The sequence below is a fragment of the Herminiimonas fonticola genome (assembly GCF_003293745.1).
Classification (GTDB): domain Bacteria; phylum Pseudomonadota; class Gammaproteobacteria; order Burkholderiales; family Burkholderiaceae_D; genus Oxalicibacterium; species Oxalicibacterium fonticola.
Genome location: NZ_PTLZ01000001.1, coordinates 273,037 through 298,162, shown reverse-complemented (window position 1 = coordinate 298,162; position 25,126 = coordinate 273,037). Strand labels below are relative to the sequence as shown.

The window sequence follows — 25,126 nt, the reverse complement described above, 5'->3', positions numbered from 1 at the left end:
CAGCATCTGCCCAGACAAGGCAGCGCGCATGAGATGCGACGCATAATCCGTGCCCGTATCGCTTGCTGCACGCCGCAAATGTGACGCGCATCAAGTAACGCTGATCACGCCACCTTCGGTTTTTGCAACAAAGCCTTCAAATTCGCCAATCGACTTTGCGGCGTGATGATTTCATCTTCAGTCGGTACCGCATCGCCTTCATCCAGTTTCATTTCCTTGATGAAGCGCGAGATATCGCAATGCACATGTTCGCGTGCGCGCTTGCGCTTCTTGCACCAGCTCACATGCAAGGAGCGCTGCGCACGCGTGATGCCGACATACATCAGGCGGCGTTCTTCTTCTATGCGCGCACCCAAAGTTTCTATAGGCGCATCAGGGTCGCCCTTGTGCGGCAGGATGCCTTCTTCCACGCCGACCAAAAAGACATGAGGGAATTCCAGACCTTTGGATGCGTGCAAGGTCGACATGCGCACCGCATCGGGCTCTTCATCCTTGCCTTCCAGCATGGACATCAGCGCGACCATTTGCGTCAGATCGAGCAAACTTCTTTCGGCATCGGTGCCATCCTTGCCGCCGGCACCCTTCTCTTTCAGCCAGGTCGTGAAGTCGATCACGTTTTGCCACTTCGACTGTGCCTGCCTGTCGTCGAAGTTGTCGTACAAATAGGCTTCGTAATTGATCTCTTTCATCATGTCGTCGAGCAGCGTGCCGGCTTCGGTCTCGCGATGTGCATGCCGCTCGAGATTATTGATGAAGGTGCAGAATTCACGCAAAGGCGTTAATTGTCTATCGGCCAACTTGGATTCCAGCCCGCCCTTGAATACCGCTTCGAAGAGTGAACATTGCCATTGACCAGCGAAGGCGCCCAGCGTTTCCAGCGTTGATTGGCCGACGCCGCGCTTGGGCGTAGTGACCGCGCGGATGAATGCAGGATCGTCGTCCTGATTCGCGATCAAGCGCAGGTAACTGATGATGTCCTTGATCTCGGCTCTATCGAAAAAACTCTGGCCGCCGGAGATCGTGTACGGAATTCTTTCCTTGCGCAAAGCCTGTTCAATCACGCGTGATTGATGATTGCCGCGATACAGAATCGCGTAATCAGAAAACTTGGCACGCCGCTCGAAGCGATGCGCCGACAGCATGATCGCAATCTGTTCCGCTTCCTGATCGTCGTCCTGCATGCCCATCACCTTGATCGGGTCGCCCAGACCGTGATCTGACCACAAGGTTTTTTCAAACAGTTTGGGATTATTGGAAATAACCGAGTTGGCAGCTTGCAGAATGCGCGTGCTGGAGCGGTAATTCTGTTCGAGCTTGACGACTTTCAGATCAGGGAAATCGATTTCAAGTTGTTTCAGATTTTCAATCGTCGCACCGCGCCACGCGTAAATCGCCTGATCGTCATCGCCCACCGCGGTGAACATCGGCTTCTTGCCGACACCGGTGACCAGCATTTTGACCAGTTCGTACTGGCAGGTATTCGTGTCTTGATATTCATCGACCAGCAGATAACGCAAACGGCGCTGCCATTTGTCGCGCACCGCCTCATTGGTGCGAAACAGTTCCACCGGCAAGCGGATCAGATCATCGAAATCAACTGCCTGATAGGCGGACAAGGTCGCGACGTAGCTGCGATAGATGCGCGCGGCTTGCGCTTCGTCTTCATCCTTGGCTTGATTCAAGGCGGTGTCGGGATCAATCAAGCCATTTTTCCACAGCGACATCGCGGTCTGGATGCGGCGTATCAGTTGCTTGTCTGTCGTGACCGCCAGATCCTGCACCAGCGAAAAGCAATCATCGCTGTCCATGATGGAGAATCTATCCTTCAGGCCCAGCTCTTTCGCTTCCTGCCGCAGGATTTTGACGCCCAGCGAATGGAAGGTACTGACCGTCAATTGCTTGGCCTTCTTCGGCTCTTTCAGCAATTTGGCGATACGCTCCTGCATCTCCAGCGCGGCCTTGTTGGTAAAGGTCAGCGCGGCAATGTTTTTCGCTTCGTAGCCATGCTCTTCGATCAGGTTCGCAATCTTGGTCGTGATCACGCGCGTCTTGCCCGAACCGGCACCAGCCAGCACCAGGCACGGGCCATCCATATACTGGATCGCTTCGCGCTGCGGTGCGTTCAGACCGTGCGTGGATGAATTCGGGGAAGATGACATCAGAAAAAGTGCAAACAAGCCGGGAAATAAAGCAGGCCATTGTATCAGCGCCGGCCCATCCTCCGACCACAAATCCCGGCTCAGGACCGAGTTGATGCCTTCCAGACAACTCACTTGCCGGCAGTCGACACCTACCCGATATTGACGCGTCCGCTCGGATATTGAATGTCTGTGCCTTGGGGATTCGCCAGCGTAAAGGCGAGTGTCAAGGGACCAACCCGGCCTATCAACATCAACACCATCACCACGCATTGGCCGGTCACCGATAGCGTAGGCGTGACATTCCGCGTCAAGCCGGTAGTCGAAGCTGCCGACACGACCTCAAACGCCAGATCGAGAAAAGGCCGGTTTTCAGTCAACATCAGGATAAAGGTGCCGGTAATCACGCAAAACAAGGCCATCACGGTTACCGCTAACGCACGCAAAATCATGCCGGCTTCTATGCTACGGCCGAATAACACCGGATGGCGTTGCTGACGCAGGAAGGTACGCGTCGCCACCAGCAACACGATAAAAGTCGTCAGCTTGATACCGCCGCCAGTTGAACCGCTACCAGCACCGATGAACATCAAGGTCATGATGAAAAATGCCGTCGCAGGCATCAGGCTGGCGGTATCCATCGTTGTGAAACCCGACGAACGCGGCGCTACCGCCTGAAACCAGCTGGCCCACAACTTGGTGCCCAATCCATGCAATCCACCCAGTGTATCGGGATTGCCATACTCCAGAATAAACAGCACCAGCATCGCGACCAGATTGATGACGACCGTACCGACCAGCATCAACTTGGTATGCAATGCGAAATCCTGAAAGCGACGCTTGGCGCGCAGATCGGCAATCACCGCAAAACCTATGCCGCCGGAAATGAACAAGAAGGAAATCACCAGATTGATCAACGGATTGCCGACATACCCAGCAAGACTATTCGAGGCCAGACCAAAGCCGGCATTGTTGAACGCGGATACCGCGTGGAAGAAGCTGTAGAACAGGCCACGCGACCAACCCAGTTCCGGCACCCACTGCGTGGCCAGCAACAAGGTACCCGCCAGTTCCGTCAGCACGATAAAGCCAAACAATACGCGCAACAATCGACGCATATCAAGGCTACCGCTTTGATTGAAGGAATCCTGCATCGCGGCCCGATTACGCAAGGTCAAACGGCCACTGGTCAAATGGATGATCAACACGCCAAAGGTCAGCAAGCCGATGCCGCCGAGCTGTATCAGCGCCAGTAAAACCCATTGCCCGAACAGTGTGAAATGCGTGCCCACATCGAGCACCGTCAAACCCGTAATCGTCGATGCCGACACCGCAGTGAACAAGGCTTGCATCCATGAAGTCGGTGCGTTGCTGGCCATCGGCAATTTCAGCAACAGCATGCCGACCAGCGACAGGCCGACGAAGGACAGGATCAATGCCTGTGGTGGCGTCAGGTGTAATACCTGGCGCTTGACCTGTCTATACAGCATAGGCGGTTGAAACCCGCGTCTCATGCCTGTCTCACAAGAAAGCGGAGGTGCCGCGCAGATTGTCCAGCGTGCCGCTCATCACCATTTGATCGCCGAGGCGGAAAACATAATCGTCCGGCAAGGCTGTCAGCATTTCCCGCTGATGCTTGACCAGCAACAGCTGCACGCCACGTTCAGCCAGTTTCAATGATGCGACGTTTTGTCCGGCAAGCTTTTCAGAAACGCGCACTTCGACGGTAAACAAGTCATGGCCGAGACTGATGTAATCGACCACTTCCGGATACATCATCGCGTGCGCTAGGCGCAAACCCATTTCATGTTCAGGATGCACGATGTGATCGGCGCCCAGTTTGTGCAGGATCCTATGGTGATTGTGATTCAAGGCCTTGGCCCAGACTTCCGGCTTGGGCATGTTCTTGACGGTCAGCGTGACCAGAATATTCGCCTCCAGATCTTCGCCAATCGCGACCACTACCGCGTCGCAATCCTGCACGCCCAGATCGCGCAAGGTATCTTCATTGCGTGCATCGGCGACGACTGCTTGCGTGATGTCGTCGGCAATGTCGTTGACGTGCGCCGGATCGAGATCGATGCCGAGTACGTCATTACCCAGACGCGCCAGTTCGCGCGCGACAGTGGAACCGAATGCTCCCAGTCCGATAACAGTATAAGTACGCTTCATGAGCAATATGCGATGCGTCGCATGGACGCAAACGAAAAAAGTTGATCTCGCATTAAAGCATAATTGCGCCTGACAGCAGGTGGCAATATCATTGATGAATGTTCGCTGGCTCACGCCCGGCCGCACCGGCTGCACAGTACAATGGCAACGACGTCGCATCGGCACGCCAATAACACCAGAACATCGGCCAGCCGGTTCGTCCCCTCCACCATTTTGATGAAACCCGTACCCATGCAATTCCAGCATCTGATTGAAATCAATGATCCACTCAATCCTCTGATCGACACGCTGACACGCGATCAGCTTTGGCGCGGGCTGGTGCTGCGCGCAGAAGCGCCTAAACTATTCATCCCATGGCTGGATGAATGCGATCTTCTGGGTCGCAAGGATAATGTGCTGTCGCGTGCGCTGCGTTACAACGCCTTGCTGATCCACGATCACGTCACCTTCACCCCGCAGGAAAAAGTGCATTACGACGTGCCGGAGCAAGAAGATATTCCGGCATCCAGTCTGGTAGTGACAATAGAGGAACCGCAGCCGGGCGCCTTGTTTGTGCGCTTTGCATATGACAGCGGTTTGCCGGATGACGACATGGATGCGTTCTATAACGAGTTTCGTCGTTCCGCTTATCAGGAAGCGGATATCGATACGATACGCATCATCCGGCAGCTGGCTGAAGAAGGTCGTCTTGGATTGCCTATCTGATGATGCAGAGTTAGGTAACTCAACGATTTTTCTGATGACAATAAAAAACGCCGGGCATGCCCGGCGTTTTTCTTTTGATGCGTAAAAATCAGTCTGGTACTTTGACCGAATTTTTAACGGTTTTGACGCCAGCTGTTTTCTTGGCGATATCGCCTGCCAGATATTGCTGCCAGTCATTTTTAACTGTGCCGGTCAAGGTCACTGTGCCATCAGTTGTAGCGGCTGCAGTAATTTTAGTACCTGCCAATTGCGCTTCTTTAGCCAGAGCAGCAGTCACTGCTTTAGTCAATGCAGCATCTGGTGCCGCTACTGGTGCGGGTGCCGCTGCAGCCGGCGCAGGTGCTGGAGCAGCTTTTGGAGCTTCTGCTTCAGTGGTGGCACAACCTGCCAGAACTGCCGAAAAAGCGACCAGTGCCAAAGCGCTGTGAATCTGTTTCATAGTGTGCTCCTCTATATTTATTTTGGTAATTATTGATTTTTGAAACTACCTATTATTGAAAGCTAAAACTGCTTCCAGAATTAGTATAGCCACAGCATTTATGAAAAGGGTGATTGTTCGCGCTCTTTTTTTTGTCGAAATTGACCTTGATCAGCGTCTATCGTCGCTTATGTCGCTTGTCAGCAACATCCCATCTTCGCGATTGAAAAGTCCTCCGTAAGCATTGCACCGCTTTGGAACGCCCGGCACTACAGGGCGAAGTAGAACAAAGGATTGTTGCGCTGCAACGCGCAAGCGCCCCGCTTGATCATATCCGTTTATTCAACCCATAAAACCTGTGCTTTCCAAACCGGTAACGATCATGTCGATCGCAATCGTCCCAATCAATAATGCAGACATGCGGCCCACCAGATCGATATAGCGATCCGTGATGGCTGCATGTCTTTCCTTCAATTTGTCATGCGCGATTTTCATCGCCACCAAAATCGCGACCGTCAATACCAGCGTGCCGACGATCACCGCTGCCGCACCGGGTAATGGCAAACGCGTGCCTATCACTACCGCAGCACTGACCGTGCCGGGACCTATCATGATAGGCATCGCGATGCTGCCCGCCATCGCGGTCGGATTGTCGCGCATGCTTTCAATCGCATGCGCTCCTGAGAACACATAGCGCAAACCGATCAGCAAGAAAACAATCCCGCCAAAAATCTGGAAGGATGCAAAGCGCACCTGCAGATAATCACGGAAGAATGCTTCGCCACCCCATGCAAACAAGGTAAATACACAGGCACTGATCAGGCTGCCGCGTATCAGCACGCGCGCAAACGTAGGCGTAGGCAAACCCCGAATCAGATCAAGCAGATAAATGCTCATCAGGAAGGGATTGAACAGCGCGAAGAACAGCGCAAAAGAACGCAGGTAGGCTTCCATCGATTCCTTATGCAGAATGCCGTTGAAGCTGTGGCTGCGCTATTGCAGGCACAGCAGCAGCTTCAATGCAGCGCATCAATCTGTCACCAATTCCTGCGAAGAGAGTGGTGCGATGCCCTCACGCGCAGCGACAAATTCCGGGCGCGGCGTCAGACCGCCTTTCGGCGACTCCAGCTGATTGGCGATGCTGTTATAGACGAAGAACACATTGCTGCGCGGGTAAGGTGTGATATTGCCGTTGGAACCGTGCATCGTATTGCAGTCGAAGAAAACCACAGAACCAGCTTTGCCCGCACATGATTTGATGCCGCCCATATCGGCCAGATAGCGCAACAGGATTTGATCCGGTACGCCCACGTCTTGCTTCTTCAATGAGGTTTTGTAATTCTCATTCGGTGTCTCACCCATGCACGAAACATAGTGATGATGCGAGCCCGGAATCAGCATCAATGGACCGTTGCAATCGCTGTTGTCGGTCAACAGTATCGAACAACTCAGCGCACGCATCGCCGGCATGCCGTCTTCGCTATGCCAGGTTTCAAAGTCGGAATGCCAGTAAAACTCCCTGCCGGTAAAACCCGGTTTGTAGTTGATGCGCGATTGGTGAATGTAGACATCGCTGCCAAGAATCTCACGTGCGACATTCAGCACGCGTGGATCGCGCACCAGATTGGAGAAGATTTCATTCAAGCGATGTACATTGAAAATGGACCGCACTTCGCCACTGCCCGGCTCGGCGATCACTTCCTTGCGGCCTGCATGCGTAAATTCTTCGCGCATGCCTTGCATCGCATCGAACAGATAAGTGACTTCATCCTGATTGAATAACTCAGGCATCAATAGAAAACCATTCTGCTCATAAGAAACGCGTTGCGCAGTCGTCAAACGCGTATCGCGTTTAGCCTGCGCTGCAGGTTCGTACACGACAGGGTCATGGCGTGCGAGTATTGCCGCACTGTTCTGCGTGCGTGTCGGATAGGCATCTTGAGAAAGCATAATCATCTCCTTAAGCTTCGACAGTGTCGGTTTTAGTTTTAACTTTCTTAGCGACCGCCGTTTTTGCATTTGACCCAACTGTTACAGGTGCTGCCGCATATACACCATTTTCATCGTGCGTCTCGTCGCCCACCAGCGGCGGATTGAAGGTACAGATCAAATGCAGATCGGTTTCTGCACGCAACCAATGTTCATCATTCTTGTTGAGCGCATACAAGGTACCTGGCTCGATGCGGAAGGTTTCACCCGACGGAATCAGCTCAACCGAGCCGACGCCTTCCACGCAGTACACGCCTTCCAGATGATGCTGGTACCAGATATGCGTTTGTGTGCCCGCATAGATGACCGTGTGATGCATCGAGAAACCCATGCCGTCTTCCTGCAACAGCAGGCGGCGGCTGCACCAGTTCTGCGCCTTGACGTCGCGCGGCGTGTCGAGAATTTCTTTCAGTGTGCGTACGATCATGCTGTCACCTCTTTGTCGGATTCAACATTGGATGTCGCGGTTTCCGTAACCGCTTCAGCGACCGCATGTTCCAGAATATCCAGACCAGCCAGCAGGGTTTCCTGCTCGATGGTTAATGGCATCAGCAGTTTGACAACCTCATCTTCACCACCTGATGTTTCGATAATCAAACCGTTCTGGAAGGCGATAGAAGTAATGCGATCAGCCAAAGCCGGATCTGCACACGCAATGCCCTGCATCATGCCGCGACCGCGACGCGTCAGCTTGGCGTCCGGATAACTGTCCACCAGCTTGTCGAGGAAAATTTCTATCGTCAGCGCTTTCTTTTGTATCGAAGCCTGGAACTTGTTATCGCGCCAGTAATGTTCCAGTGCCGCCGTCGCGGTAACGAAAGCCATGTTGTTGCCGCGAAAGGTGCCGTTATGCTGGCCCGGTTTCCACACATCCAGCTCGGGCTTCATCAACAACAATGCCATCGGTAAACCAAAGCCAGACAATGATTTGGACAGTGTGACGATGTCCGGTTTGATGCCGGCCGGTTCGAAACTGAAGAAGGTACCGGTGCGACCACAACCTGCCTGAATGTCATCGACGATCAGCAATATTTCGTGACGTTTGCACAGTTGTTCCAGCTTCTTCAACCAGTTCAATCCTGCGACATTCAAGCCGCCTTCGCCTTGCACGCATTCGACGATAATGGCCGCCGGCAAATCAACGCCGCTACTTGGATCGGCAATCATCTTGTCCAGCATTGCAATCGTGTCGATGTTCATGCCGAAGTAACCCGAGTACGGCGCGCGGTGTACGTCGTTGAGCGAAACACCGGCCGCATCGCGAAACTTGCGATTGCCTGTCAGCGCCAGCGCACCCAACGACACGCCGTGGAAACCATTGGTGAATGAGATCACCATCTGACGCCCCGTCACATTACGTGCGAGCTTGATCGCCGCCTCCACCGCATTGGTGCCGGTCGGGCCGGTGAACTGCAGTTTATATTGCATGCTGCGCGGCTTCAGCACATGACTTTCAAACGTTTGCAAAAACGCTTTCTTGGCACTGGTTGCCATGTCGAGACCATGCACGATGCCGTCTTCCGCCAGATAATCGATGACGGCTTGCTTCATCACCGGATTGTTGTGGCCGTAGTTCAAAGTACCGGCCCCAGCAAGAAAATCGATATAGGTAGTGCCGCCTTCGTCGGTCAGCACCGCGTTCTGGGCTTTGGAAAATATGGTTGGAAACGAGCGGATATATCCGCGGACTTCTGATTCAAGTCGATTAAAAATACGCATCATGCTTCTCCTGATGGATGGTTGATGGAGTGGTCTCGCCAGGACTACGCGTAATCAATGATCAAACAGTCTTGATTACACAACAGTCAAACGAGGACCGATTTGATACAGCCATTCTTCTTCATGTCGACCACCGCCAAAATCAACGGCGGTGAAATGTGGTCTGCTCTTGATGGCTACGTGATGACGTCGTGCATAACTGGCAAAGAGTTTTTGCGAGCCGATATTGCTCGGGCTGATGGTGGTTTCGATTTGCTTGAAACCGTGGGTATGCGCGCAGCGCTCAGTCAGACTATCGAGCATGCGCGACGCCAGACGCTGGCCTTGCATATTCGGCGCTACTGCAACCTGCCAGATGAACAAGGTATCGGGTTGCGATGGCTGGATGTAAGCAGTAATGGCACCAGCCAGTTCGCCATTGAACTCCGCCACCACACAGGTATTGGCGTGGTGTTCGCACAGCAGCAGATAGGCGTAGCGTGAGTTGAGATCGAGCGGCGGGCAGCGTGCGATCAAGTCATGCAGATCGGCGCCGTCACGACGGTCCGGCGAATTGCTCGGCATCCGCAACACGATGTGGTCGGCTGCAACGGCCGCAGGTGCTCTTGCGTTCATGCTTTCTCCTTTTACGAGAAAAGCGATCCCCGCAGCCGGTTTGGCCGCAACGTCACTCTTCGGTTAAAGGGGAATCAGGCTTGCGCAGTAACGTTTGTTTAAACGTCAGTGTTCTGCGCAGGTTCGGCAGGTATTTTTGCTTCGAGCAAAGAGGCGAATTGTTCCAGCGTAACGACCAAAGCCTGGCGATCAGCTTCAGGCAGTGCGCCTAGCGCACTGCCAAAACCGTTCGGTAATGCAGACGGTGCATTGGCCAGGACCAGTTGGCCCGCCACTGTCACTGCGACAAATACATTGCGACGATCACGCGTATCGCGTTGTCGTTGCACCAAACCTTTTTCTTCCAGCCGATCGACAATGCCGACCACGGTACTTGGACTGAGTTGGATCGCACGCCCGATGGATTTGAGCGTGCTCGGCCCCAATTCCGCAATTGCAAGAAGTGCCACGAGTTGTGGCGATGTGATGTTGTGTGTGACGGCTAAACGCTTTGAATGGTGCTCTACACATTGCGCAATGCGACGAACGCTTTGCAAAATGCGAATCGAATCATTTACGGCAACAAGTTGGGTGATGTCATTCATGACCGCGAGTTTAGCGACATCTTTTCATTCTGTCGCGCCGCATCACTACAAGCTCACATTTTCCTGTTTTTGATATCCCGCTTGCTTGATTAACGAGCAGCCATTGTAGTCGCCGCATCGATTGATGTCAAATGATTCGTATACGAATAATACTTGAGCGAATTATTCTCTGAACATTTCGATGTGTGGAATGCCGTCTTCCAGGTAGGTATCCGATACGCGGTGAAAGCCGAATGCGCCGTAAAAATGCACCAGATGCTCTTGCGCTGAAATGCGGATTGCCGCGCCCGGAAAGTATTGTTCGACCCGGCGTATACCTTCTGCCATCAGCAGTTTGCCGAGACCGAGACCGCGCATGGACTGGACAGTCAGTACGCGACCCAATGCGGCTTCCGGATATTTGTCGCCAGGCGCAAAGCAGCGCAGGTACGCCGCCAATTGCTGCGTGTCTTCGTGGCGACCGATCAAATGAAAAGCGCGCTGATCATTGCCATCGATATCCGCATACAGACATTGCTGCTCCAGCACGAACACGTCTTGCCGTGCGGCGAGCACCGCGCACAAGGTCGCAGCATCAAGCTCATCGAATGTCGCCCATTGCCAAACTATCATTGCGCGTTCCTCGCCTCGATTTTATTGCTCTACTTGCTGACTGGCGCGTCATTTGCGCAGCCCTGCATGCCGCAGGCCTGCACTTTCAAATCTTCCGCTCTACGCACCGTATGTTTTTCGAGGCAGGAAAAATGCAGCAAGGGCCAGATTGAACCGGATTCTTCGCGCGGACCGGTATCGGCCAGGCAATCCTTGTCGCGAAAGGTAATCCAGGCGCGCTGCGCTTCACGCAAGCGGGTCTGCGCCGGGCCTTCTTTCAAGGCGGCCAGATTTTGTTTGTATTGCTCATTCAAGACTTTATCGGCGAGGTCAAAGCGATAGCTGGCGCAGACGTTCATCGTCAATTGATTCTTGTCGCAATCCTTTAAGGACTCTTGCAGCAAACCTTGCGTCTGCGCGATGGCAGATCCGCTGAGCGCCAGCAAGGCGCAGGCAAACAAATGGCGTGCGTTCATTTCTTGCCCCAATAAGAAAACTCGGCTTCGTAGCAACTGACATCCAGTTCCGCGACTTTATCCTGCATCGCCGATTGCGCATCCAGAATCGCCTGATTGTAAATACTCGGGCCCATTTCTTTCACGCAAAAATCGAGCAGCAGCCTGGCTTTCAGGTCGCCTATGCCTTCGTCCATATTGACGTCGAAGTAGCGCTGGAGTGAACCGATCAGACGTTCTTCAGTTTCGGGAGTGAGTTTGATGGTCATGATGATGAATTAATTATTTAGTTTAGATATCGACTGGATCGACTTCCAGCGACCAGCGCACGCGCGACTTCATTTCGCGCAAAGTTGTAATCCAGACTTTCAAAAATGCCTGCAAGGCCGGCCGCGATGAGCATTCGACCAGCAACTGCGCCCTGTCGATATTCGCGACGCGTGTCATCGTCATCGGAATTGGATCGTTCATCGTGATGCCATCGTGCTCGACGCAGTCTATGGCTTGATGCAAGAAGTCGAGCGCAATCTTCAACTCTTTCGCTTCGGCACGCAATAAAGCTTGATACATGAATGGCGGAAAGCACGCCTGCTGTCGTTCTTCCAGCAACTCGCTGGCAAAGGTGTCGTAATCATGCTTGCGCACGGCTGAATACAGCGGATGTTGCGGATAACGTGTTTGGATCAAGACCTCACTCGCGCTGCCACCTTCTTTTTGCGCGACACGGCCGGCACGCCCGGCCACCTGCATCAATTGCGCAAACAGTCTTTCGCTGGCGCGATAGTCATGCGAGAACAGTGCGGTATCCGGGTTCAGCACACCAACCAGCGTCAGGTTCTGGAAGTCATGTCCCTTCGCCACCATTTGCGTGCCAATCAGGATATCGACTTCACCTCTATGCACGCTGTCGAAAGCTTCCTGCGCACTACCCTTGCGTCGGGTTGAATCGGCATCGATGCGCAAGATGCGCGCTTCCGGAAAAATCGCCTGCAGATTTTCTTCCACGCGTTGCGTGCCTCGACCCAGCGGTTGGATATCGACGTTGCCGCAATCCGGACAGGATCTTGGTATGCGTTGTTCATAACCGCAATGATGACAACGCAAGCGCTTGTCGAGTTTGTGTAAAACCAGGAAGGCGCTGCAGCGCGTGCAGTTGCTGACCCAGCCGCAAGAATCGCAGGCAATCACAGGCGCATAACCGCGCCGATTCAGGAACAGCAAGGATTGTTCGCCACGTTCCATGCGCAACCTCAATGCAGCGATCAAGGTGGCGCTAATGCCTTCGACCATTTGTTCGCGTGGCGCCTTGCGCTCCAGATCGATCAGACCAACCTTAGGCAAAACCGCATCCTTGACGGCACGCTCGCGCAATTCCAGTTTGCGATAGCGACCGGATTGCGCGTGATGCCAGGTTTCCAGCGAGGGCGTAGCGGAACCGAGCACGATAGGAATACTTAATTGATGCGCACGCCACACCGCCAGATCGCGCGCTGAATAGCGCAAGCCTTCCTGCTGCTTGTAGGAAGGGTCATGTTCTTCATCGACGATGATTAATTTCAGATGCGGCAATGAAGACAAAATTGCGAGACGCGTGCCGAGAATGATGCGCGCCTGACCCAGATGCGCGGACAGCCAATGCATCATGCGCTCGCCTTCGGCCAGTCCACTGTGCAAAGTCGCAAGCGCAACTCCGGGGAAACGCGCCCGCACATTCGCTTCCAGTTGCGGCGTCAAATTGATCTCGGGCACCAGGATCAGGATTTGCGCAGGATTATGCTCATCGATGCTGTGCGCGAGAATTTGCGCAGCGGCCTGCAAATACACTTCAGTCTTGCCACTGCCTGTCACGCCATACAGCAAGGTAGGCGCAAAACCTGTCGCACCTGCAATCGCATCGGCCGCGGCTTGTTGTGCCGGATTCAGCTGCGGCATGGAGATCGGCGTCGCATCGTGCACAGCATCTGCCTTGCCCAGCTTCTTGACGGCTTTATCCAGCGACGTGGTTTTGAGCGCGCGCAGGTTTTTCGGCAAACCCGGAATCGCGACTTCGCCCAAAGGCCGTTGATAATAGTCGGCAGCAAATGCGCACAGCGCAATCCACTCGGCGGATAGCGGTGCCAATTGCGTGCGCACTGCAATGGCCTGCTTGAGTTTTTCCAGCGGCACGTCTGTCGTATCGTGCACGGCGACGATCAAGCCCATTACTTCGCGGCGACCAAATGGCACCAGCACCAATTGTCCGATTAAAGGACGAGCGGCATCCGCGGCTAGCGGCCAAACATAGTCGAAGCAGAAATCAAGCGGCGTGTCGAGGGCGACTTTGAGGATGCAATGGTCCACGGAGTTAATGTAATACCTGAGGAAGTGGTCTAACTACCCGTTTCATAAGCGCTTTTTTATCTATCCACAGCGATTGTGGATAACTTTGTGGATAACAGCCCCTTGACAGCCTGAGAAGCCAGTATTTATGCGGGCTTCAATAGATTGCCTAAAACCAAAGCATAAATTTAACTGTTTTAAATCAATAACTTACAAATAGAAGATTTTTGTAATTAATAAATCCGGTAAATAAATCATGTTGCTGCGCACAAGCCAATTTTTGTGTATAAGTGTTTGCTGATTGTCCAAGGGCTGTCAATAAACGCCATTTCTGTGCAAGCATTTGGCGCAAATAGCTTTTTCAAAAAGACAATGCTTAAAACGCAAATTTTATTGCATTTGCACAAAGACTTGAGCTTGCGCAGAAGATAATTCGCTAAACCCCGGTTTCATAAAGCTTTTTCCTACTATCCACAACTCCTGTGGATAACTTTGTGGACAAATCACCTTGCATCAGCGCTTACTTAAGCACAGCTCTCAAATGGAATTCTTTGATTATATTCGACGAAAAAATAAATCTTTTAAAATCAACCACTTGCATAAATTTCTTTACGACACCACAAAATCCAAATAGTAGGCGTTCTCGTTAGCTTCACGCACTATTTTGTGAATAAGCTAGTGAGGATTTAAGACATAAAATATCTATAAAGCAATATTTTTATTGCTTGTTCTTTTTGCCTACCCATTTTGAAGTACTGCTTTAGTGCGTTTGTTTTTCAAGCTGCGAAGCTTGATGGCAACTTTAAGTGAGGGATCCAAGTGCGAACCAAACCTCATGTGAAGTATCACCAAGTACGCTAACTCCACGTTTCTAAAGCTCTTTTTTTTCTATCCACAATTTCTGTGGATAACTTTGTGGATAAGCTCCTCAAATGCCACTCGGCACCAGATTTCATGCGGGTTTCAATAAAATGCCAAAACAAAAAGCAAAATATTTACCTATTAAAATCAAGCACTTATAAATTTCACTTTGTTACGAAATGTTAAGAGCGAGATAAACTGACGACACTGTACGCACTTACAATTTCTGTGCATAAGTTTAATTGCTTCGCGCCAAAACCGAGCGTTGGCGCAGACAATTCACGCCTCTTACCGCGTCACAAGCTGAATTGAGTGCGCAGGCCCCGCGAACGAGCACATCGGTATTTATGCGTGCAAAGGCCGGCTGAATTCGTGCACGGCGTCGACCAGGACAGAAACCGCTTCCGGCGGCGTGAATTGCGAAATGCCATGTCCCAGATTAAATATGTGGCCGGAGCCTGGCGTGTGTTTGCCAAAAGATTCCAGCACCTTGGCAACCTCGGCGCGGATTTGATCGGGCTGCGCAAACAGAATCGTCGGATCCAGATTGCCCTGCAAGGCGACCCGATCACCAACCTGAGCGCGCGCGGCCGCCAGATTCACGGTCCAGTCCAGACCAACTGCATCGGCACCGACATCCGCGATTTCGTTCAGCCACAAGCCGCCACCTTTGGTGAAGACGATGCTTGGAATGCGCACACCGTCTTTTTCCGTTTTGACGTGCTTCATGACTTCGCGCATGTAATGCAGCGAGAATTGTTGATAAATGCCATCGGCCAAGGCACCACCCCAGGTATCGAACATCATGACGGCTTGTGCACCGGCATCGATTTGCGCATTCAGATAGCCGGCGACCGTGATTGCATTGGTTTGCAGGATGTGATGCATCAGATCCGGACGGTTATAAAGCATCGCCTTGACCGTACGGAAGTCGTCCGAGCCGCCGCCTTCCACCATATAACAAGCCAGCGTCCACGGACTGCCGGTAAAGCCGATCAGCGGCACGCGACCGTTCAACTCGCCACGTATCTGCGTCACCGCATCGAACACGTATTGCAGCGAACCCAGCTCAGGTACGGTCAGCGCCATCACGGCCTTCTCATCGCGCAACGGACGTTCGAACTTCGGTCCCTCGCCTTCGATGAAATACAGACCCAGCCCCATCGCATCCGGCACCGTCAAAATATCGGAAAACAGAATCGCCGCATCCAGATCGTAGCGATCCAGCGGTTGCAAAGTCACTTCCGTCGCGTAATCGGGATTTTTCGCCAGGCCGAGGAAGGAGCCGGCGCGCGCGCGGGTGGCGCGGTATTCAGGCAGATAACGGCCCGCCTGACGCATCAGCCACAGTGGCGTGTATTCGGTTGGTTGGCGCAGTAATGCACGTAGAAAGGTGTCGTTCTTGAGCGGAGCAAATTGTGTAGGCATCAGGACTGAATTTCTCGGTATGAATTCACTGCATTAGGTTAGATCTACGAAGGGTCCGCTATTATCGCCGAAAGAGGATGTGCCGGGACCGCGATGCGTCTGTCTGACATCAACAGCGAATTATTCTCGATGGCCGATATTGAACAACTTGTCGGCACGCTCTTCTTCGGCGATGGCGCGGATATAGTCGGCGAAGTCTTCATCTTCGCCACGCAACAGTTGCGGCAACAGGTAATAGAAATCCTCGCGGCGGCACCATTCACGCATGTAATCGTCCCATGAATGCCAGCGCCGCAAGGCCACGCCGCGCATATCCGGCACATAGGACACGATGTAGGCCCGCTCGAACAGGGCGATCAGCATCTCGAAGATAATCAGCGCCCGTTCCTTCTGTTCATCATTCAGGTCCGTGCGCGAAAGTGCGCTGCGCAATTGCAGGTCGGGATTGTCGAGCACGATTTTGAGGAAATCGCTGTACGCATTCTGCAGCAACTGATACGCCTCTTCATCCTCGGAATCGCGCTCTTTGCGCTGTTCGTACAGGAAAAGAAAGATCGCAAACGGCAGGGCCAGCGCGGTGACGACAAAGCTGGCAACTTCCCAGAATCCGGGGTCAAGAAGAAAGCTCATGATTGCGCAGTAATAAAGAAGACAAGCCAGTGTACCGCGAGCGCGCAGCAAATATTCGTCCATCAACGCACACAGAGGCGCAATGGACAAATTCCCCGCTTACAATAGTTACAAGCAATTCAGGGACAGACCAGACATGCATCAGCAACTCCAGTGCGACGTCCTCATCGTGGGCGGCGGTATCAACGGCGCCGGCATCGCGCGTGACGCCGCGGGTCGCGGTCTGTCCGTCGTCTTGTGTGAAAAAGATGATCTTGCTTCGCACACTTCGTCCGCCTCCACCAAACTGATACACGGCGGCCTGCGCTATCTGGAACAGTATGAATTCAGCTTGGTACGCAAGGCACTGATAGAACGTGAAGTGTTGATGCGCTCCGCACCACACATCATCCATCCGCTGCGTTTTGTCATGCCACACGACCAAGGGCAACGACCGGCATGGATGATACGCGCCGGCATGTTCATCTACGACCATCTGGCCAAACGCGAATTACTTCCCGGCTCGCACGGCATCAAGCTGCGCAAGCATGCCGCCGGCGCACCATTGAAGGACAGCTTTACCAAAGGCTTTGCGTATTCCGACGGCTGGGTCGACGATGCACGCCTGGTTGTGTTGAATGCGATTTCCGCCAGAGAAAACGGCGCCACCATTCTCACGCGTACCGCATGCACTACCGTCACGCGCACAGCCGATCGCTGGAACGCGACGCTGCACAATGCCAACGATGAAACGATAGAGGTAAATGCAAAACTACTGATCAACGCCACCGGCCCGTGGGCTGCCAGCTTTTTACATGACTCCGTGCACGGTCGCGCCGGTAAAAAACTGCGCCTGATCAAAGGCAGCCACATCGTCGTCAAGAAATTATTCGACCATCCCTACGCCTACATCTTCCAGCACCCTGACGGTCGCATCGTCTTCGCGATTCCGTACGAGCACGACTACACGCTGATAGGCACCACCGACATCGACTACCACGGCGATACCGACAAGGTTGCAATCAATGCTGAAGAAATCGATTACCTGTGTGAGTTGGTCAATCACTACTTTGAAAAGCCGATCACGTCCGCTGATGTTGTCTGGTCCTACTCCGGCGTGCGCCCGCTGGTCGAAGATGAAAAAGAAGACGATAGCGAGAGCGCATCCGAAGTCACACGCGATTACAAACTTGCATTCGATACCGATGCCGCACCACTTCTCACAGTCTTCGGCGGCAAAATCACCACCTTCCGCAAACTGGCTGAAGAAGCCGTCGATCTGATCGCGCCCGTGCTCAACAATCATCATGGCGCATGGACAGCCGATGCCTGTTTGCCGGGTGGCGATATTTACGGCAGCAAACCGAATAAGCGCGCGGTGATGGAGTTTGATGATTACGTGCGCGATTTGCAGCAAGAGTACGCATGGCTACCGCCTGCGCTGGTTGAACGCTATGCGCGTGCATATGGAACGCGCATCAAGTTGATGCTGGCCGATCGATCCAGCCTGGCAGATATGGGAGAGGAAATTGCGCCGGGATTGTTTGCTGCCGAAGTGGCGTATTTGCAGCGCCATGAATGGGCTACTTGTGATGAAGATATTTTGTGGCGACGCTCAAAGTTGGGATTACATTTAATTCGAGTCTAGTACAGGGTCAAGCATGGCTTCTTTTCCCTCTACTAGTGAACCCTCTTCACCACCAAATAACCTTGTTCGCATCGCCTTCCCACTTGCATATCGCGCACTAGCAGTGACACCCAGCTTCAGGAACACGGCTTCATTCTGGCTGTCGCTGTCGTGCGGACATAAGGTTTTCTGGCAGCTCCCAAAAGAGCTGTCTTATTGAGGTTTCGCGTATTTTGCGACGCCTGTTACATCAAACAGCACACAACGCTGGTTGCCAACTACCCAGGCATCATGCCCAGGCGGCATATAAAAAACATCACCCGCCCCATACTCCATCTCAGCTCCATCATTCATCTTAACAACCATCCGGCCTTCCAGGATGAGGCCGGTATGAGCGGCTTGGCAAGAATCTGTTCCTGCTATCGGTTTCACATGCAGACTCCAGCGCCAACCGGGTTCAAACTCGCCCCTACCCATTGTATGGTTGCCGAGTGTAAAGACAGCTAGCTTGCCTTTGTCTTCCTTGAATAGGCGAACTTCATCCGGCTTGTCCAAGGACTTTTTCTCTAATGTCGTACTCATCGCGCGCTCCTCCAAAAAATGGTGGGTAATACAGCGTTAAATATAGGTCGCTGCATGGCGAGTGCAATGAGTATTTGGATGGATGCGCGAACGAGCAACATTTCTGCAGCACCCACTTCGTCGGGAGCGCCGCCGGTATCAAAGACAAAGTCGCTTGATCACACAACAACGGCCCCAGAGATTACATAATCTGGAGCCGTCGTCCGATCTAATCATCCAACCGACAGATTAATACGCAGTAACAATCTGCCTTCTTGCCAGTTGTCAGGCCGCTTTATGTTCCAGCGCCTGCACGTTGTCACCACCATCAATCACGATTCTCCGTGGCTTCAATGCTTCCGGAATTTCTCTCGTCAGTTCAATATTCAACAAACCGTTATCCAGTTTCGCTCCAACAACGCGCACGTGATCGGCTAACTGGAAGCTGTGTTCAAAATTCCGTGAGGCAATGCCGCGATGCAGGAAGTTGCGTTGTGCGTCTTCACGCGTCTTGCGGCCGGTGATTTTAAGCGTGTCGCGTTCTGTTTCGATCTCGATTTCGGAACGGTCGAAACCGGCGACGGCCATTGTGATGCGATATTTGTCTTCACTGACCAGTTCTATGTTGTATGGCGGATAGCTGGGTTGCGCGTCCGCGCGTTGTGCATCGTCAAACAATTGAGCCAAGCGATCGAAACCGATAGCAGAACGGTACAGTGGTGCAAAGTCATAGGTACGCATGATGAATATCCTTTTAAAGTTCAAGCGATAAAGTTAACAACAGACCTCGATTGAGCATCTGTCAGTACAAATATTAGTGCTCAAAAAACGATTTTCAAGATCTTGAAAATCAGCGTTGACGTCCCTATAACAGCAAGTTTTTTTGCTATTTTTTATTCTCAATTGCGTCGATGCTCGCCCTAAGCCTGCCGCCGCTTCATATTTCTTTACACGAAAACCCTTGCAATCGATTAATGAATCGACGAAAATCTAAATGAGAATTATTGCTATTTGTAGCGCATGCGCCTCACCCAACAACATGAAGAAAATCCGTAATGCAAGCAAGCGCAAAAAACCCCCAACGTGCTTACTGGTTGAAGACGCTGCACCAATGGCACTGGATCAGCTCTGCCATCTGTCTGCTCGGCATGCTGATGTTTGCGGTGACTGGCTTTACGCTGAATCACGCAAGCCAGATCGAAGCCAAACCTACCATCACGTCCAAAAAAATCGAATTGCCGGCCGAATTGCGCACGCAGTTGGCAAAGATTAATTCGGACGACGATAACGACAAGGCGAACGATCCGTTGCCGGTCGAATTGCAGCATTGGATGAAGAATCAGCTGTCGGTCGATGTCGGCACGCGCGAGGCGGAATGGTCACCGGAAGAAGTTTATGTAGCGCTGCCGCGTCCGGGCGGCGACGCCTGGTTGCGCATCGATCGCGCCAGCGGCGATGTGGAATATGAATTAACCGATCGCGGCTGGATCTCGTATCTGAACGATCTGCACAAGGGCCGTAATTCAGGTGCGGTGTGGAGCTGGTTCATCGATATTTTTGCCGCAGCCTGTCTGATCTTTTCGATCACCGGCTTGTTCATCTTGAAGATGCATGCGAACAACCGACCGATGACCTGGCCTATGGTCGGGCTGGGGATTTTGATTCCGTTTTTGCTGGCTATTCTGTTTATTCACTGATTACACACCAAGAGGATTTTCCTTATGCGAATTAGTTACTCCTTTGTGCTGGGCGCTGCGCTGACAACACCAGCCGCCTTTGCTGCAGACCTGAATGTGAAGGTCGAGATTCCTCGCCTGAACGTAGCTGAATATCACAAGCCTTACGTAGCGTTCTGGGTCGAGAATACCGATCAAACGTTCGTGCGCAATCTGTCGGTCTGGTATGACCTCAAGAAAAAAGATAACGGCGGCACCAAGTGGCTGAAAGATGTCCGCCAATGGTGGCGCAAGAGCGGCCGCGATCTGCAGATGCCGGTTGACGGCATCAGTGGTGCGACGCGCGCGCCGGGTGAACAGCAAATGTCATTCAGCGGCGCCAAATCCGGCATGGATAAATTGCCGGCCGGCGACTATGTGCTGGTAGCGGAAGCATCACGCGAAGCAGGTGGCCGTGAAGTGGTGCGCGTGCCGTTTGCATGGCCGCCGAAATCAACACAAACCGCACAAGCCAAAGGCGAGCATGAACTTGGCGCTGTCTCGGTCGAACTCAAGCCGTAATCAAACCAATATCCAAGGACATTTAATGAAAAATACTTTGCTTTGGCATACTACGGCGCTGGCTACTTCCCTGATCGTCGCCCTGCCGATGGCCGCGCATGCGCATCGTCCATTTTTGCTGCCGTCATCGACCTTGACGCAAGGTGCTGATTCCATCGTGACGATAGACGCATCGTCATCCGATGAGCTGTTCAACCTCAGCCGGCCGGTACTGATTGATAATGTCGTCATCAGCGGCCCGGAAGGCACATCGGTCACGCCGGAAAACTCTGTCGCCGGCAAGCAACGCAACAGCTTTGAATTGAAGCTGACGAAAGAAGGCACATACAAGGTTTCTGCCCTCACCGACAGCCTCAGCGCAATGTACAAAGTCAACGGCGAGATGAAACGCTGGCGCGGCACCAACGATGCTTACACAAAAGAGATACCGGCCAATGCAACGGATTTGAATGTAAGCCGCATGCAGAGTCGCGTGGAAACCTTCATCACAGCGGGCAAGCCAAGCGCGCAAGCATTGAAACCGAGCGGCAACGGTTTGGAACTGGTACCACTAAGCAATCCGACTGAAATCTTTGCTGGCGATACCGGTAACTTCCGCTTCCTGCTTGATGGCAAACCAGCAGCGGATTTGACGGTAACCATCATCCGCGGCGGCAATCGCTATCGCGATGGACTCGGCGAGATCACGCTGAAAACCGACAAGGATGGCAAGCTCAGTATCAAGTGGGCGAACGCTGGCATGTACTGGTTGAGCGCCAACATCAGCCCGCCGAGAGAAACGGTAGGCACCATCGCGCAGCCGGTGCGCCGCATCAGCTACAGCGCGACGCTGGAAGTCCTGCAACCGTAACGAGTATGTTTCAAATGCGCCCGTTGCTGTACGAGCAACGGGCGTTTTTTCTTGTTGAACTGAATCCACTATGAGACGCACGCTGGTCCCGACTATCGACACATCACCGCAGCCGCCCGCCTTGGGTAGCGTGGTACATGCATTGCACGGTCATACGATGGGCACTACGTGGTCGGTCAAACTGGTCGCCGATGCTGCGCGCGCTTTAGCACCGTTGCAAAGCGCAATCCAGAATCAACTTGATGCTGTCGTTGCGCAAATGAGTACCTGGGAATCAGACTCCGCTCTCAGCCGCTTCAACGATGCACCGCCCAATAGTTGGCATACCTTGCCGACGGAATTTTTCTCCGTGCTTGCATACGCATTGCAGGTCGCGCGCGACAGCGACGGCGCCTACGATCCAACTGCCGGTGCATTGGTCAACGCGTGGGGCTTTGGTCCGACGCAGCGATATAGCGATGCCGCATTTATCGCGCCAAGCGCTGCGCAACTTGCCATTGCACGTGCGCGTTGTGGCTGGCAACGTATTCAACTCGACGTCGAATCGCAACGTGCATTGCAGCCGGGCGGCGTGTATGTCGACCTGTCGGCAATCGCCAAAGGTTTCGGCGTTGATCAGCTTGTGCATGCCTTGCTGCAACGAGGTATAGACAGCTTCCTGGTAGAAGTTGGCGGGGAATTGCGCGGCGCTGGCATCAAACCGGATGGACAGCCATGGTGGATTGCACTGGAACATCCGTTGTCGACATCCTCGACTGCTGCAAACGAATCAAACATAGCGACCATTGCTGCACTCTACAATTTGTCTGTCGCCACATCCGGCGACTATCGTCGTTATTTTGAAGATGGTGAAACGCGCTTTTCGCACACGATAGATCCGCGCAATGGCGAACCTATCTCTCATGGCCTTGCATCTGTGACGGTATTGCATCGCGATTGCATGGCTGCCGATGCATGGTCGACCGCACTCGGTGTAATGGGTGCAGAACAAGGCTTGGCCTATGCGGATAGACACGATCTGGCGGCGCTGTTTATTCAACGCGGCAATCAAGGTTTTGAAGAACACATGAGTAAATCAATGGCGGCCTTGCTGCAATGAACTGGAGCGATCAAACCCGAGCGATTGTTGCGACCATTCTTGTCGCTGTATATATCGCCTTGTGCGCAGGCATTTACTATGCACAAAGACGTAAGCGTCAGCAGGCATTGCGTAATGCAGCAGCACTGATCCCCGCAGCGGATGGTGCGCAACCATGGTTGGTCGGCTATGCAAGTCAAACCGGTTTTGCTGAAGAATTAGCCTGGCACACCGCGCGTCTGTTGCACACGGCTGGTGTTCCCACCCGCGTAACAAGCTTGTCGGAAATCAGCGCCAGCGATTTGTCGCAGGCCGAGCGCGCTCTCTTCATTGTCAGTACTTACGGTGAAGGCGATCCGCCGGATAATGCATCCTTATTTGTAAGCAAGCTAATGAGCCTACAACTCGCCTTGCCGAATCTGCATTTCGGCGTATTGATGTTGGGTGATAGCGAGTATGCAAATTTTTGCGGCTTCGGCCGCAGCTTGACGACCTGGCTCAAAACATCCGGTGCGCAAGCATTGTTTGACAGCGTCTTCGTCGACAAAGCCGCTAACAGCGCATTGCAAACCTGGCAGCATCATCTGAGTCATATTGCGGGCACCAGTGATGCCCCCGACTGGCAAGCACCGTCATATCAACAATGGCGGCTGGCTGCACGCCGACACCTGAATCCGGGCAGCGCCGGCGCGCCAACCTTCCATCTGGAACTGGAAGCAATCAGTGATGCAGCGGCAAGTTGGGAAGCTGGCGATCTAGTCCAGGTTCTTGCGCCCGACGACGCACAACGTCCGCGCGAATATTCCATTGCATCGATTCCAGCAGACGGTCGCGTGCATTTGCTGGTTCGTCAAGAGCGACGCGAAGATGGAAGCCTGGGCATCGCCTCCGGTTGGTTGACCAAACAAGCTGCCGTCGGTGAGCCGATAGCCTTGCGCCTGCGTCCACACAGCAACTTCCGCCTCGGTGACAACGCACATCGTCCTCTGATGCTGATCGGCAATGGCACTGGCCTGGCCGGTTTGCGCAGCCATTTGAAAGCACGCGCAGCAAGTGGCGCATCTCGCAACTGGCTTATATTTGGTGAACGCAATGCCGCATACGATTTTTACTATCGTGATGAAATTGAAACGTGGCAAAGCCAAGGTAACTTGGAGCGCGCTGATCTTGTATTTTCACGCGATCAGATTGAACGCATCTATGTACAAGACAAGTTGCGCGAACAGGCAGAACAGGTACGCGCATGGATCGCAGCAGATGCAGCGGTGTATGTGTGCGGCAGTCTGGAAGGAATGGCTGGCGGCGTCGAAGACGCACTGACCGAGATACTCGGCAAAGAAACCGTGGGCCAGCTAATCGCGCAAGGACGTTACCGACGCGATGTGTATTAATCGATCAACTACCACGACCCTTGTCGCTGACTAGACAGCGGCCCATTGCCTTAACAGATTGTGATAGTGCCCGGTCAGGCCGACCACTTCTTCGCAATCGCCTACTTTTTCCCGCAGCTTTTGAATGTTCTGATCAAGTTCGTACAACATCGTGCGGTGTCCATCATTGGCAACCATGCTTTGTATCCAGAAGAATGAGCAAACCCGTGCGCCACTGGTAACCGGCTCGACTTTATGCAAACTACTCGACGGATACAAAATGAGATCGCCGGCCGGTAACTTCACTTCGTGCTCACCATAAGTGTCAGCAACAATCAGTTCTCCACCCTCGTATTCTTCCGGCTCGCAAAGAAACAACGTGCATGATAAATCGGTACGCAAACTCAAGTTGGTGCCTGGAATGGTGCGTATCGAACCGTCGATGTGAAAACCGTAGTGTTCGCCACCTTCATAGCGATTGAATAATGGCGGCACGAAACGATACGGCAACGCGGCAGCGATGAACTGCAGGTTTTTCGTCAATGCCTTGAGAATGATTTCTCCAAGTTCTCTTCCGATAGGAGAAAGCTCAGGCAACTGCCGATTGCGTTTGACTTGCGCACCCTGGGCGCCCACTGTCTCGCGTCCGTCGACCCAATCTGTCTTATCTAGCCGACTGCGTATTTCCGCGACCTGCTGCGGTGTTAGCACCTCGGGTATATGCAACATCATGATCTTGTCCTTAAATGAAAAGAGCCGCTCCCGAAGGAGAGGCTCAAAGTATAACGTTACCCTGTATA

At 53.0% G+C, this 25,126-nt stretch carries 26 protein-coding genes; 7 read left to right on the top strand and 19 right to left on the bottom strand.

Annotated features, from left to right (window positions below; translation table 11 throughout):
• Window positions 1-104 precede the first annotated feature (104 nt).
• From Hfont_RS01455 to Hfont_RS01445, 3 genes are all read right to left on the bottom strand, one after another.
• Complete coding sequence (locus Hfont_RS01455) at window positions 105-2,159, bottom strand: UvrD-helicase domain-containing protein (RefSeq protein WP_112991641.1); 2,055 nt, start codon at window positions 2,157-2,159, stop codon at window positions 105-107.
• 131 nt (window positions 2,160-2,290) lie between these two features.
• Complete coding sequence (locus Hfont_RS01450) at window positions 2,291-3,652, bottom strand: TrkH family potassium uptake protein (RefSeq protein WP_112990478.1); 1,362 nt, start codon at window positions 3,650-3,652, stop codon at window positions 2,291-2,293.
• Between the two features lie 7 nt (window positions 3,653-3,659).
• Window positions 3,660-4,310 carry a potassium channel family protein gene (locus Hfont_RS01445; RefSeq protein WP_112990477.1) on the bottom strand — a complete coding sequence of 217 codons (651 nt, stop codon included), beginning with the start codon at window positions 4,308-4,310 and terminating at the stop codon, window positions 3,660-3,662.
• A 231-nt stretch (window positions 4,311-4,541) separates the two neighbouring features.
• Between Hfont_RS01445 and Hfont_RS01440 the strand changes: the two genes are divergently transcribed.
• Window positions 4,542-5,015, top strand: coding sequence for an SRPBCC family protein (locus Hfont_RS01440; RefSeq protein WP_112990476.1), 474 nt, complete (start codon window positions 4,542-4,544; stop codon window positions 5,013-5,015).
• An 88-nt stretch (window positions 5,016-5,103) separates the two neighbouring features.
• Here Hfont_RS01440 and Hfont_RS01435 read toward each other — a convergent pair whose 3' ends face one another.
• The 13 genes from Hfont_RS01435 to Hfont_RS01375 all read right to left on the bottom strand — a co-directional run bounded on the left by Hfont_RS01435 (window position 5,104) and on the right by Hfont_RS01375 (window position 16,675).
• The gene (locus tag Hfont_RS01435) at window positions 5,104-5,454 is read right to left on the bottom strand and encodes a BON domain-containing protein (RefSeq protein ID WP_112990475.1); all 351 of its coding nucleotides are present in this window, start codon (window positions 5,452-5,454) and stop codon (window positions 5,104-5,106) included.
• A gap of 321 nt (window positions 5,455-5,775) precedes the next feature.
• Window positions 5,776-6,387 carry a MarC family protein gene (locus Hfont_RS01430; protein WP_112990474.1) on the bottom strand — a complete coding sequence of 204 codons (612 nt, stop codon included), beginning with the start codon at window positions 6,385-6,387 and terminating at the stop codon, window positions 5,776-5,778.
• 75 nt (window positions 6,388-6,462) lie between these two features.
• Window positions 6,463-7,389, bottom strand: coding sequence for an ectoine hydroxylase (thpD, locus tag Hfont_RS01425; protein WP_206604445.1), 927 nt, complete (start codon window positions 7,387-7,389; stop codon window positions 6,463-6,465).
• A gap of 4 nt (window positions 7,390-7,393) precedes the next feature.
• Entirely contained in the window at window positions 7,394-7,849 is a 456-nt protein-coding gene (locus Hfont_RS01420) for an ectoine synthase (RefSeq protein ID WP_112990472.1), read from the bottom strand.
• A complete protein-coding gene (ectB, locus tag Hfont_RS01415; protein WP_112991640.1) occupies window positions 7,846-9,141 on the bottom strand; it encodes a diaminobutyrate--2-oxoglutarate transaminase in 1,296 nt (431 codons plus the stop codon). Before ectB ends, Hfont_RS01420 begins: the two co-directional genes overlap by 4 nt.
• A 75-nt stretch (window positions 9,142-9,216) precedes the next feature.
• Complete coding sequence (ectA, locus tag Hfont_RS01410; RefSeq protein WP_112990471.1) at window positions 9,217-9,756, bottom strand: diaminobutyrate acetyltransferase; 540 nt, start codon at window positions 9,754-9,756, stop codon at window positions 9,217-9,219.
• 98 nt (window positions 9,757-9,854) lie between these two features.
• A complete protein-coding gene (locus Hfont_RS01405) occupies window positions 9,855-10,340 on the bottom strand; it encodes a MarR family winged helix-turn-helix transcriptional regulator (protein ID WP_112990470.1) in 486 nt (161 codons plus the stop codon).
• Window positions 10,341-10,502: 162 nt separating this feature from the next.
• Complete coding sequence (locus tag Hfont_RS01400; RefSeq protein WP_112990469.1) at window positions 10,503-10,952, bottom strand: GNAT family N-acetyltransferase; 450 nt, start codon at window positions 10,950-10,952, stop codon at window positions 10,503-10,505.
• Window positions 10,953-10,981: 29 nt separating this feature from the next.
• Entirely contained in the window at window positions 10,982-11,407 is a 426-nt protein-coding gene (locus Hfont_RS01395) for a lysozyme inhibitor LprI family protein (RefSeq protein WP_112990468.1), read from the bottom strand.
• Window positions 11,404-11,655 carry a DUF2164 domain-containing protein gene (locus tag Hfont_RS01390; RefSeq protein ID WP_112990467.1) on the bottom strand — a complete coding sequence of 84 codons (252 nt, stop codon included), beginning with the start codon at window positions 11,653-11,655 and terminating at the stop codon, window positions 11,404-11,406. The genes Hfont_RS01395 and Hfont_RS01390 overlap by 4 nt, the downstream gene beginning before the upstream one ends.
• Window positions 11,656-11,677: 22 nt before the next feature.
• A complete protein-coding gene (locus tag Hfont_RS01385; protein WP_112990466.1) occupies window positions 11,678-13,726 on the bottom strand; it encodes a primosomal protein N' in 2,049 nt (682 codons plus the stop codon).
• 1,185 nt (window positions 13,727-14,911) lie between these two features.
• Window positions 14,912-15,994: a uroporphyrinogen decarboxylase gene (gene hemE, locus Hfont_RS01380; protein WP_112990465.1), complete on the bottom strand. Its 1,083-nt coding sequence runs from the start codon at window positions 15,992-15,994 to the stop codon at window positions 14,912-14,914.
• Window positions 15,995-16,114: 120 nt separating this feature from the next.
• Window positions 16,115-16,675 (bottom strand): hypothetical protein, encoded by a 561-nt coding sequence (locus Hfont_RS01375; RefSeq protein ID WP_338322764.1) that lies wholly within the window; start codon window positions 16,673-16,675, stop codon window positions 16,115-16,117.
• An 85-nt stretch (window positions 16,676-16,760) separates the two neighbouring features.
• On the opposite strand from Hfont_RS01375, the gene glpD reads away from it, so the two are divergent.
• Window positions 16,761-18,251 (top strand): glycerol-3-phosphate dehydrogenase, encoded by a 1,491-nt coding sequence (gene glpD, locus Hfont_RS01370; protein ID WP_112991638.1) that lies wholly within the window; start codon window positions 16,761-16,763, stop codon window positions 18,249-18,251.
• A 192-nt stretch (window positions 18,252-18,443) separates the two neighbouring features.
• Here glpD and Hfont_RS01365 read toward each other — a convergent pair whose 3' ends face one another.
• Both Hfont_RS01365 and Hfont_RS01360 read right to left on the bottom strand, forming a co-directional pair.
• A complete protein-coding gene (locus Hfont_RS01365) occupies window positions 18,444-18,812 on the bottom strand; it encodes a cupin domain-containing protein (protein WP_112990464.1) in 369 nt (122 codons plus the stop codon).
• Between the two features lie 264 nt (window positions 18,813-19,076).
• Window positions 19,077-19,532, bottom strand: coding sequence for an Hsp20 family protein (locus Hfont_RS01360; protein WP_112990463.1), 456 nt, complete (start codon window positions 19,530-19,532; stop codon window positions 19,077-19,079).
• 314 nt (window positions 19,533-19,846) lie between these two features.
• Here Hfont_RS01360 and Hfont_RS01355 point away from each other — a divergent pair, with 314 nt between their 5' ends.
• The 5 genes from Hfont_RS01355 (at window position 19,847) to Hfont_RS01335 (ending at window position 24,347) form a co-directional block, all read left to right on the top strand.
• Complete coding sequence (locus Hfont_RS01355; protein WP_112990462.1) at window positions 19,847-20,488, top strand: PepSY-associated TM helix domain-containing protein; 642 nt, start codon at window positions 19,847-19,849, stop codon at window positions 20,486-20,488.
• Between the two features lie 24 nt (window positions 20,489-20,512).
• Window positions 20,513-21,028, top strand: coding sequence for a DUF2271 domain-containing protein (locus Hfont_RS01350; RefSeq protein ID WP_112990461.1), 516 nt, complete (start codon window positions 20,513-20,515; stop codon window positions 21,026-21,028).
• A 25-nt stretch (window positions 21,029-21,053) separates the two neighbouring features.
• Complete coding sequence (locus Hfont_RS01345) at window positions 21,054-21,878, top strand: DUF4198 domain-containing protein (RefSeq protein ID WP_112990460.1); 825 nt, start codon at window positions 21,054-21,056, stop codon at window positions 21,876-21,878.
• Window positions 21,879-21,948: 70 nt separating this feature from the next.
• Complete coding sequence (locus Hfont_RS01340) at window positions 21,949-22,977, top strand: FAD:protein FMN transferase (RefSeq protein WP_112990459.1); 1,029 nt, start codon at window positions 21,949-21,951, stop codon at window positions 22,975-22,977.
• A complete protein-coding gene (locus Hfont_RS01335) occupies window positions 22,974-24,347 on the top strand; it encodes a sulfite reductase subunit alpha (protein WP_112990458.1) in 1,374 nt (457 codons plus the stop codon). Before Hfont_RS01340 ends, Hfont_RS01335 begins: the two co-directional genes overlap by 4 nt.
• Before the next feature lie 30 nt (window positions 24,348-24,377).
• On the opposite strand, the gene Hfont_RS01330 is transcribed toward Hfont_RS01335, so the two are convergent.
• Window positions 24,378-25,058: a Fe2+-dependent dioxygenase gene (locus Hfont_RS01330; protein WP_112990457.1), complete on the bottom strand. Its 681-nt coding sequence runs from the start codon at window positions 25,056-25,058 to the stop codon at window positions 24,378-24,380.
• Window positions 25,059-25,126 lie beyond the last annotated feature (68 nt).

What these genes read in the sequence shown, in the direction of transcription:
- Hfont_RS01455 (WP_112991641.1), bottom strand. Translation starts at nt 2,159, where the DNA reads ATGTCATCTTCCCCGAATTCATCCACGCACGGTCTGAACGCACCGCAG.
- Hfont_RS01450 (WP_112990478.1), bottom strand. Translation starts at nt 3,652, where the DNA reads ATGAGACGCGGGTTTCAACCGCCTATGCTGTATAGACAGGTCAAGCGC.
- Hfont_RS01445 (WP_112990477.1), bottom strand. Translation starts at nt 4,310, where the DNA reads ATGAAGCGTACTTATACTGTTATCGGACTGGGAGCATTCGGTTCCACT.
- Hfont_RS01440 (WP_112990476.1), top strand. Translation starts at nt 4,542, where the DNA reads ATGCAATTCCAGCATCTGATTGAAATCAATGATCCACTCAATCCTCTG.
- Hfont_RS01435 (WP_112990475.1), bottom strand. Translation starts at nt 5,454, where the DNA reads ATGAAACAGATTCACAGCGCTTTGGCACTGGTCGCTTTTTCGGCAGTT.
- Hfont_RS01430 (WP_112990474.1), bottom strand. Translation starts at nt 6,387, where the DNA reads ATGGAAGCCTACCTGCGTTCTTTTGCGCTGTTCTTCGCGCTGTTCAAT.
- thpD (WP_206604445.1), bottom strand. Translation starts at nt 7,389, where the DNA reads ATGATTATGCTTTCTCAAGATGCCTATCCGACACGCACGCAGAACAGT.
- Hfont_RS01420 (WP_112990472.1), bottom strand. Translation starts at nt 7,849, where the DNA reads ATGATCGTACGCACACTGAAAGAAATTCTCGACACGCCGCGCGACGTC.
- ectB (WP_112991640.1), bottom strand. Translation starts at nt 9,141, where the DNA reads ATGCGTATTTTTAATCGACTTGAATCAGAAGTCCGCGGATATATCCGC.
- ectA (WP_112990471.1), bottom strand. Translation starts at nt 9,756, where the DNA reads ATGAACGCAAGAGCACCTGCGGCCGTTGCAGCCGACCACATCGTGTTG.
- Hfont_RS01405 (WP_112990470.1), bottom strand. Translation starts at nt 10,340, where the DNA reads ATGAATGACATCACCCAACTTGTTGCCGTAAATGATTCGATTCGCATT.
- Hfont_RS01400 (WP_112990469.1), bottom strand. Translation starts at nt 10,952, where the DNA reads ATGATAGTTTGGCAATGGGCGACATTCGATGAGCTTGATGCTGCGACC.
- Hfont_RS01395 (WP_112990468.1), bottom strand. Translation starts at nt 11,407, where the DNA reads ATGAACGCACGCCATTTGTTTGCCTGCGCCTTGCTGGCGCTCAGCGGA.
- Hfont_RS01390 (WP_112990467.1), bottom strand. Translation starts at nt 11,655, where the DNA reads ATGACCATCAAACTCACTCCCGAAACTGAAGAACGTCTGATCGGTTCA.
- hemE (WP_112990465.1), bottom strand. Translation starts at nt 15,994, where the DNA reads ATGCCTACACAATTTGCTCCGCTCAAGAACGACACCTTTCTACGTGCA.
- glpD (WP_112991638.1), top strand. Translation starts at nt 16,761, where the DNA reads ATGCATCAGCAACTCCAGTGCGACGTCCTCATCGTGGGCGGCGGTATC.
- Hfont_RS01365 (WP_112990464.1), bottom strand. Translation starts at nt 18,812, where the DNA reads ATGAGTACGACATTAGAGAAAAAGTCCTTGGACAAGCCGGATGAAGTT.
- Hfont_RS01360 (WP_112990463.1), bottom strand. Translation starts at nt 19,532, where the DNA reads ATGCGTACCTATGACTTTGCACCACTGTACCGTTCTGCTATCGGTTTC.
- Hfont_RS01355 (WP_112990462.1), top strand. Translation starts at nt 19,847, where the DNA reads ATGCAAGCAAGCGCAAAAAACCCCCAACGTGCTTACTGGTTGAAGACG.
- Hfont_RS01350 (WP_112990461.1), top strand. Translation starts at nt 20,513, where the DNA reads ATGCGAATTAGTTACTCCTTTGTGCTGGGCGCTGCGCTGACAACACCA.
- Hfont_RS01345 (WP_112990460.1), top strand. Translation starts at nt 21,054, where the DNA reads ATGAAAAATACTTTGCTTTGGCATACTACGGCGCTGGCTACTTCCCTG.
- Hfont_RS01340 (WP_112990459.1), top strand. Translation starts at nt 21,949, where the DNA reads ATGAGACGCACGCTGGTCCCGACTATCGACACATCACCGCAGCCGCCC.
- Hfont_RS01335 (WP_112990458.1), top strand. Translation starts at nt 22,974, where the DNA reads ATGAACTGGAGCGATCAAACCCGAGCGATTGTTGCGACCATTCTTGTC.
- Hfont_RS01330 (WP_112990457.1), bottom strand. Translation starts at nt 25,058, where the DNA reads ATGATGTTGCATATACCCGAGGTGCTAACACCGCAGCAGGTCGCGGAA.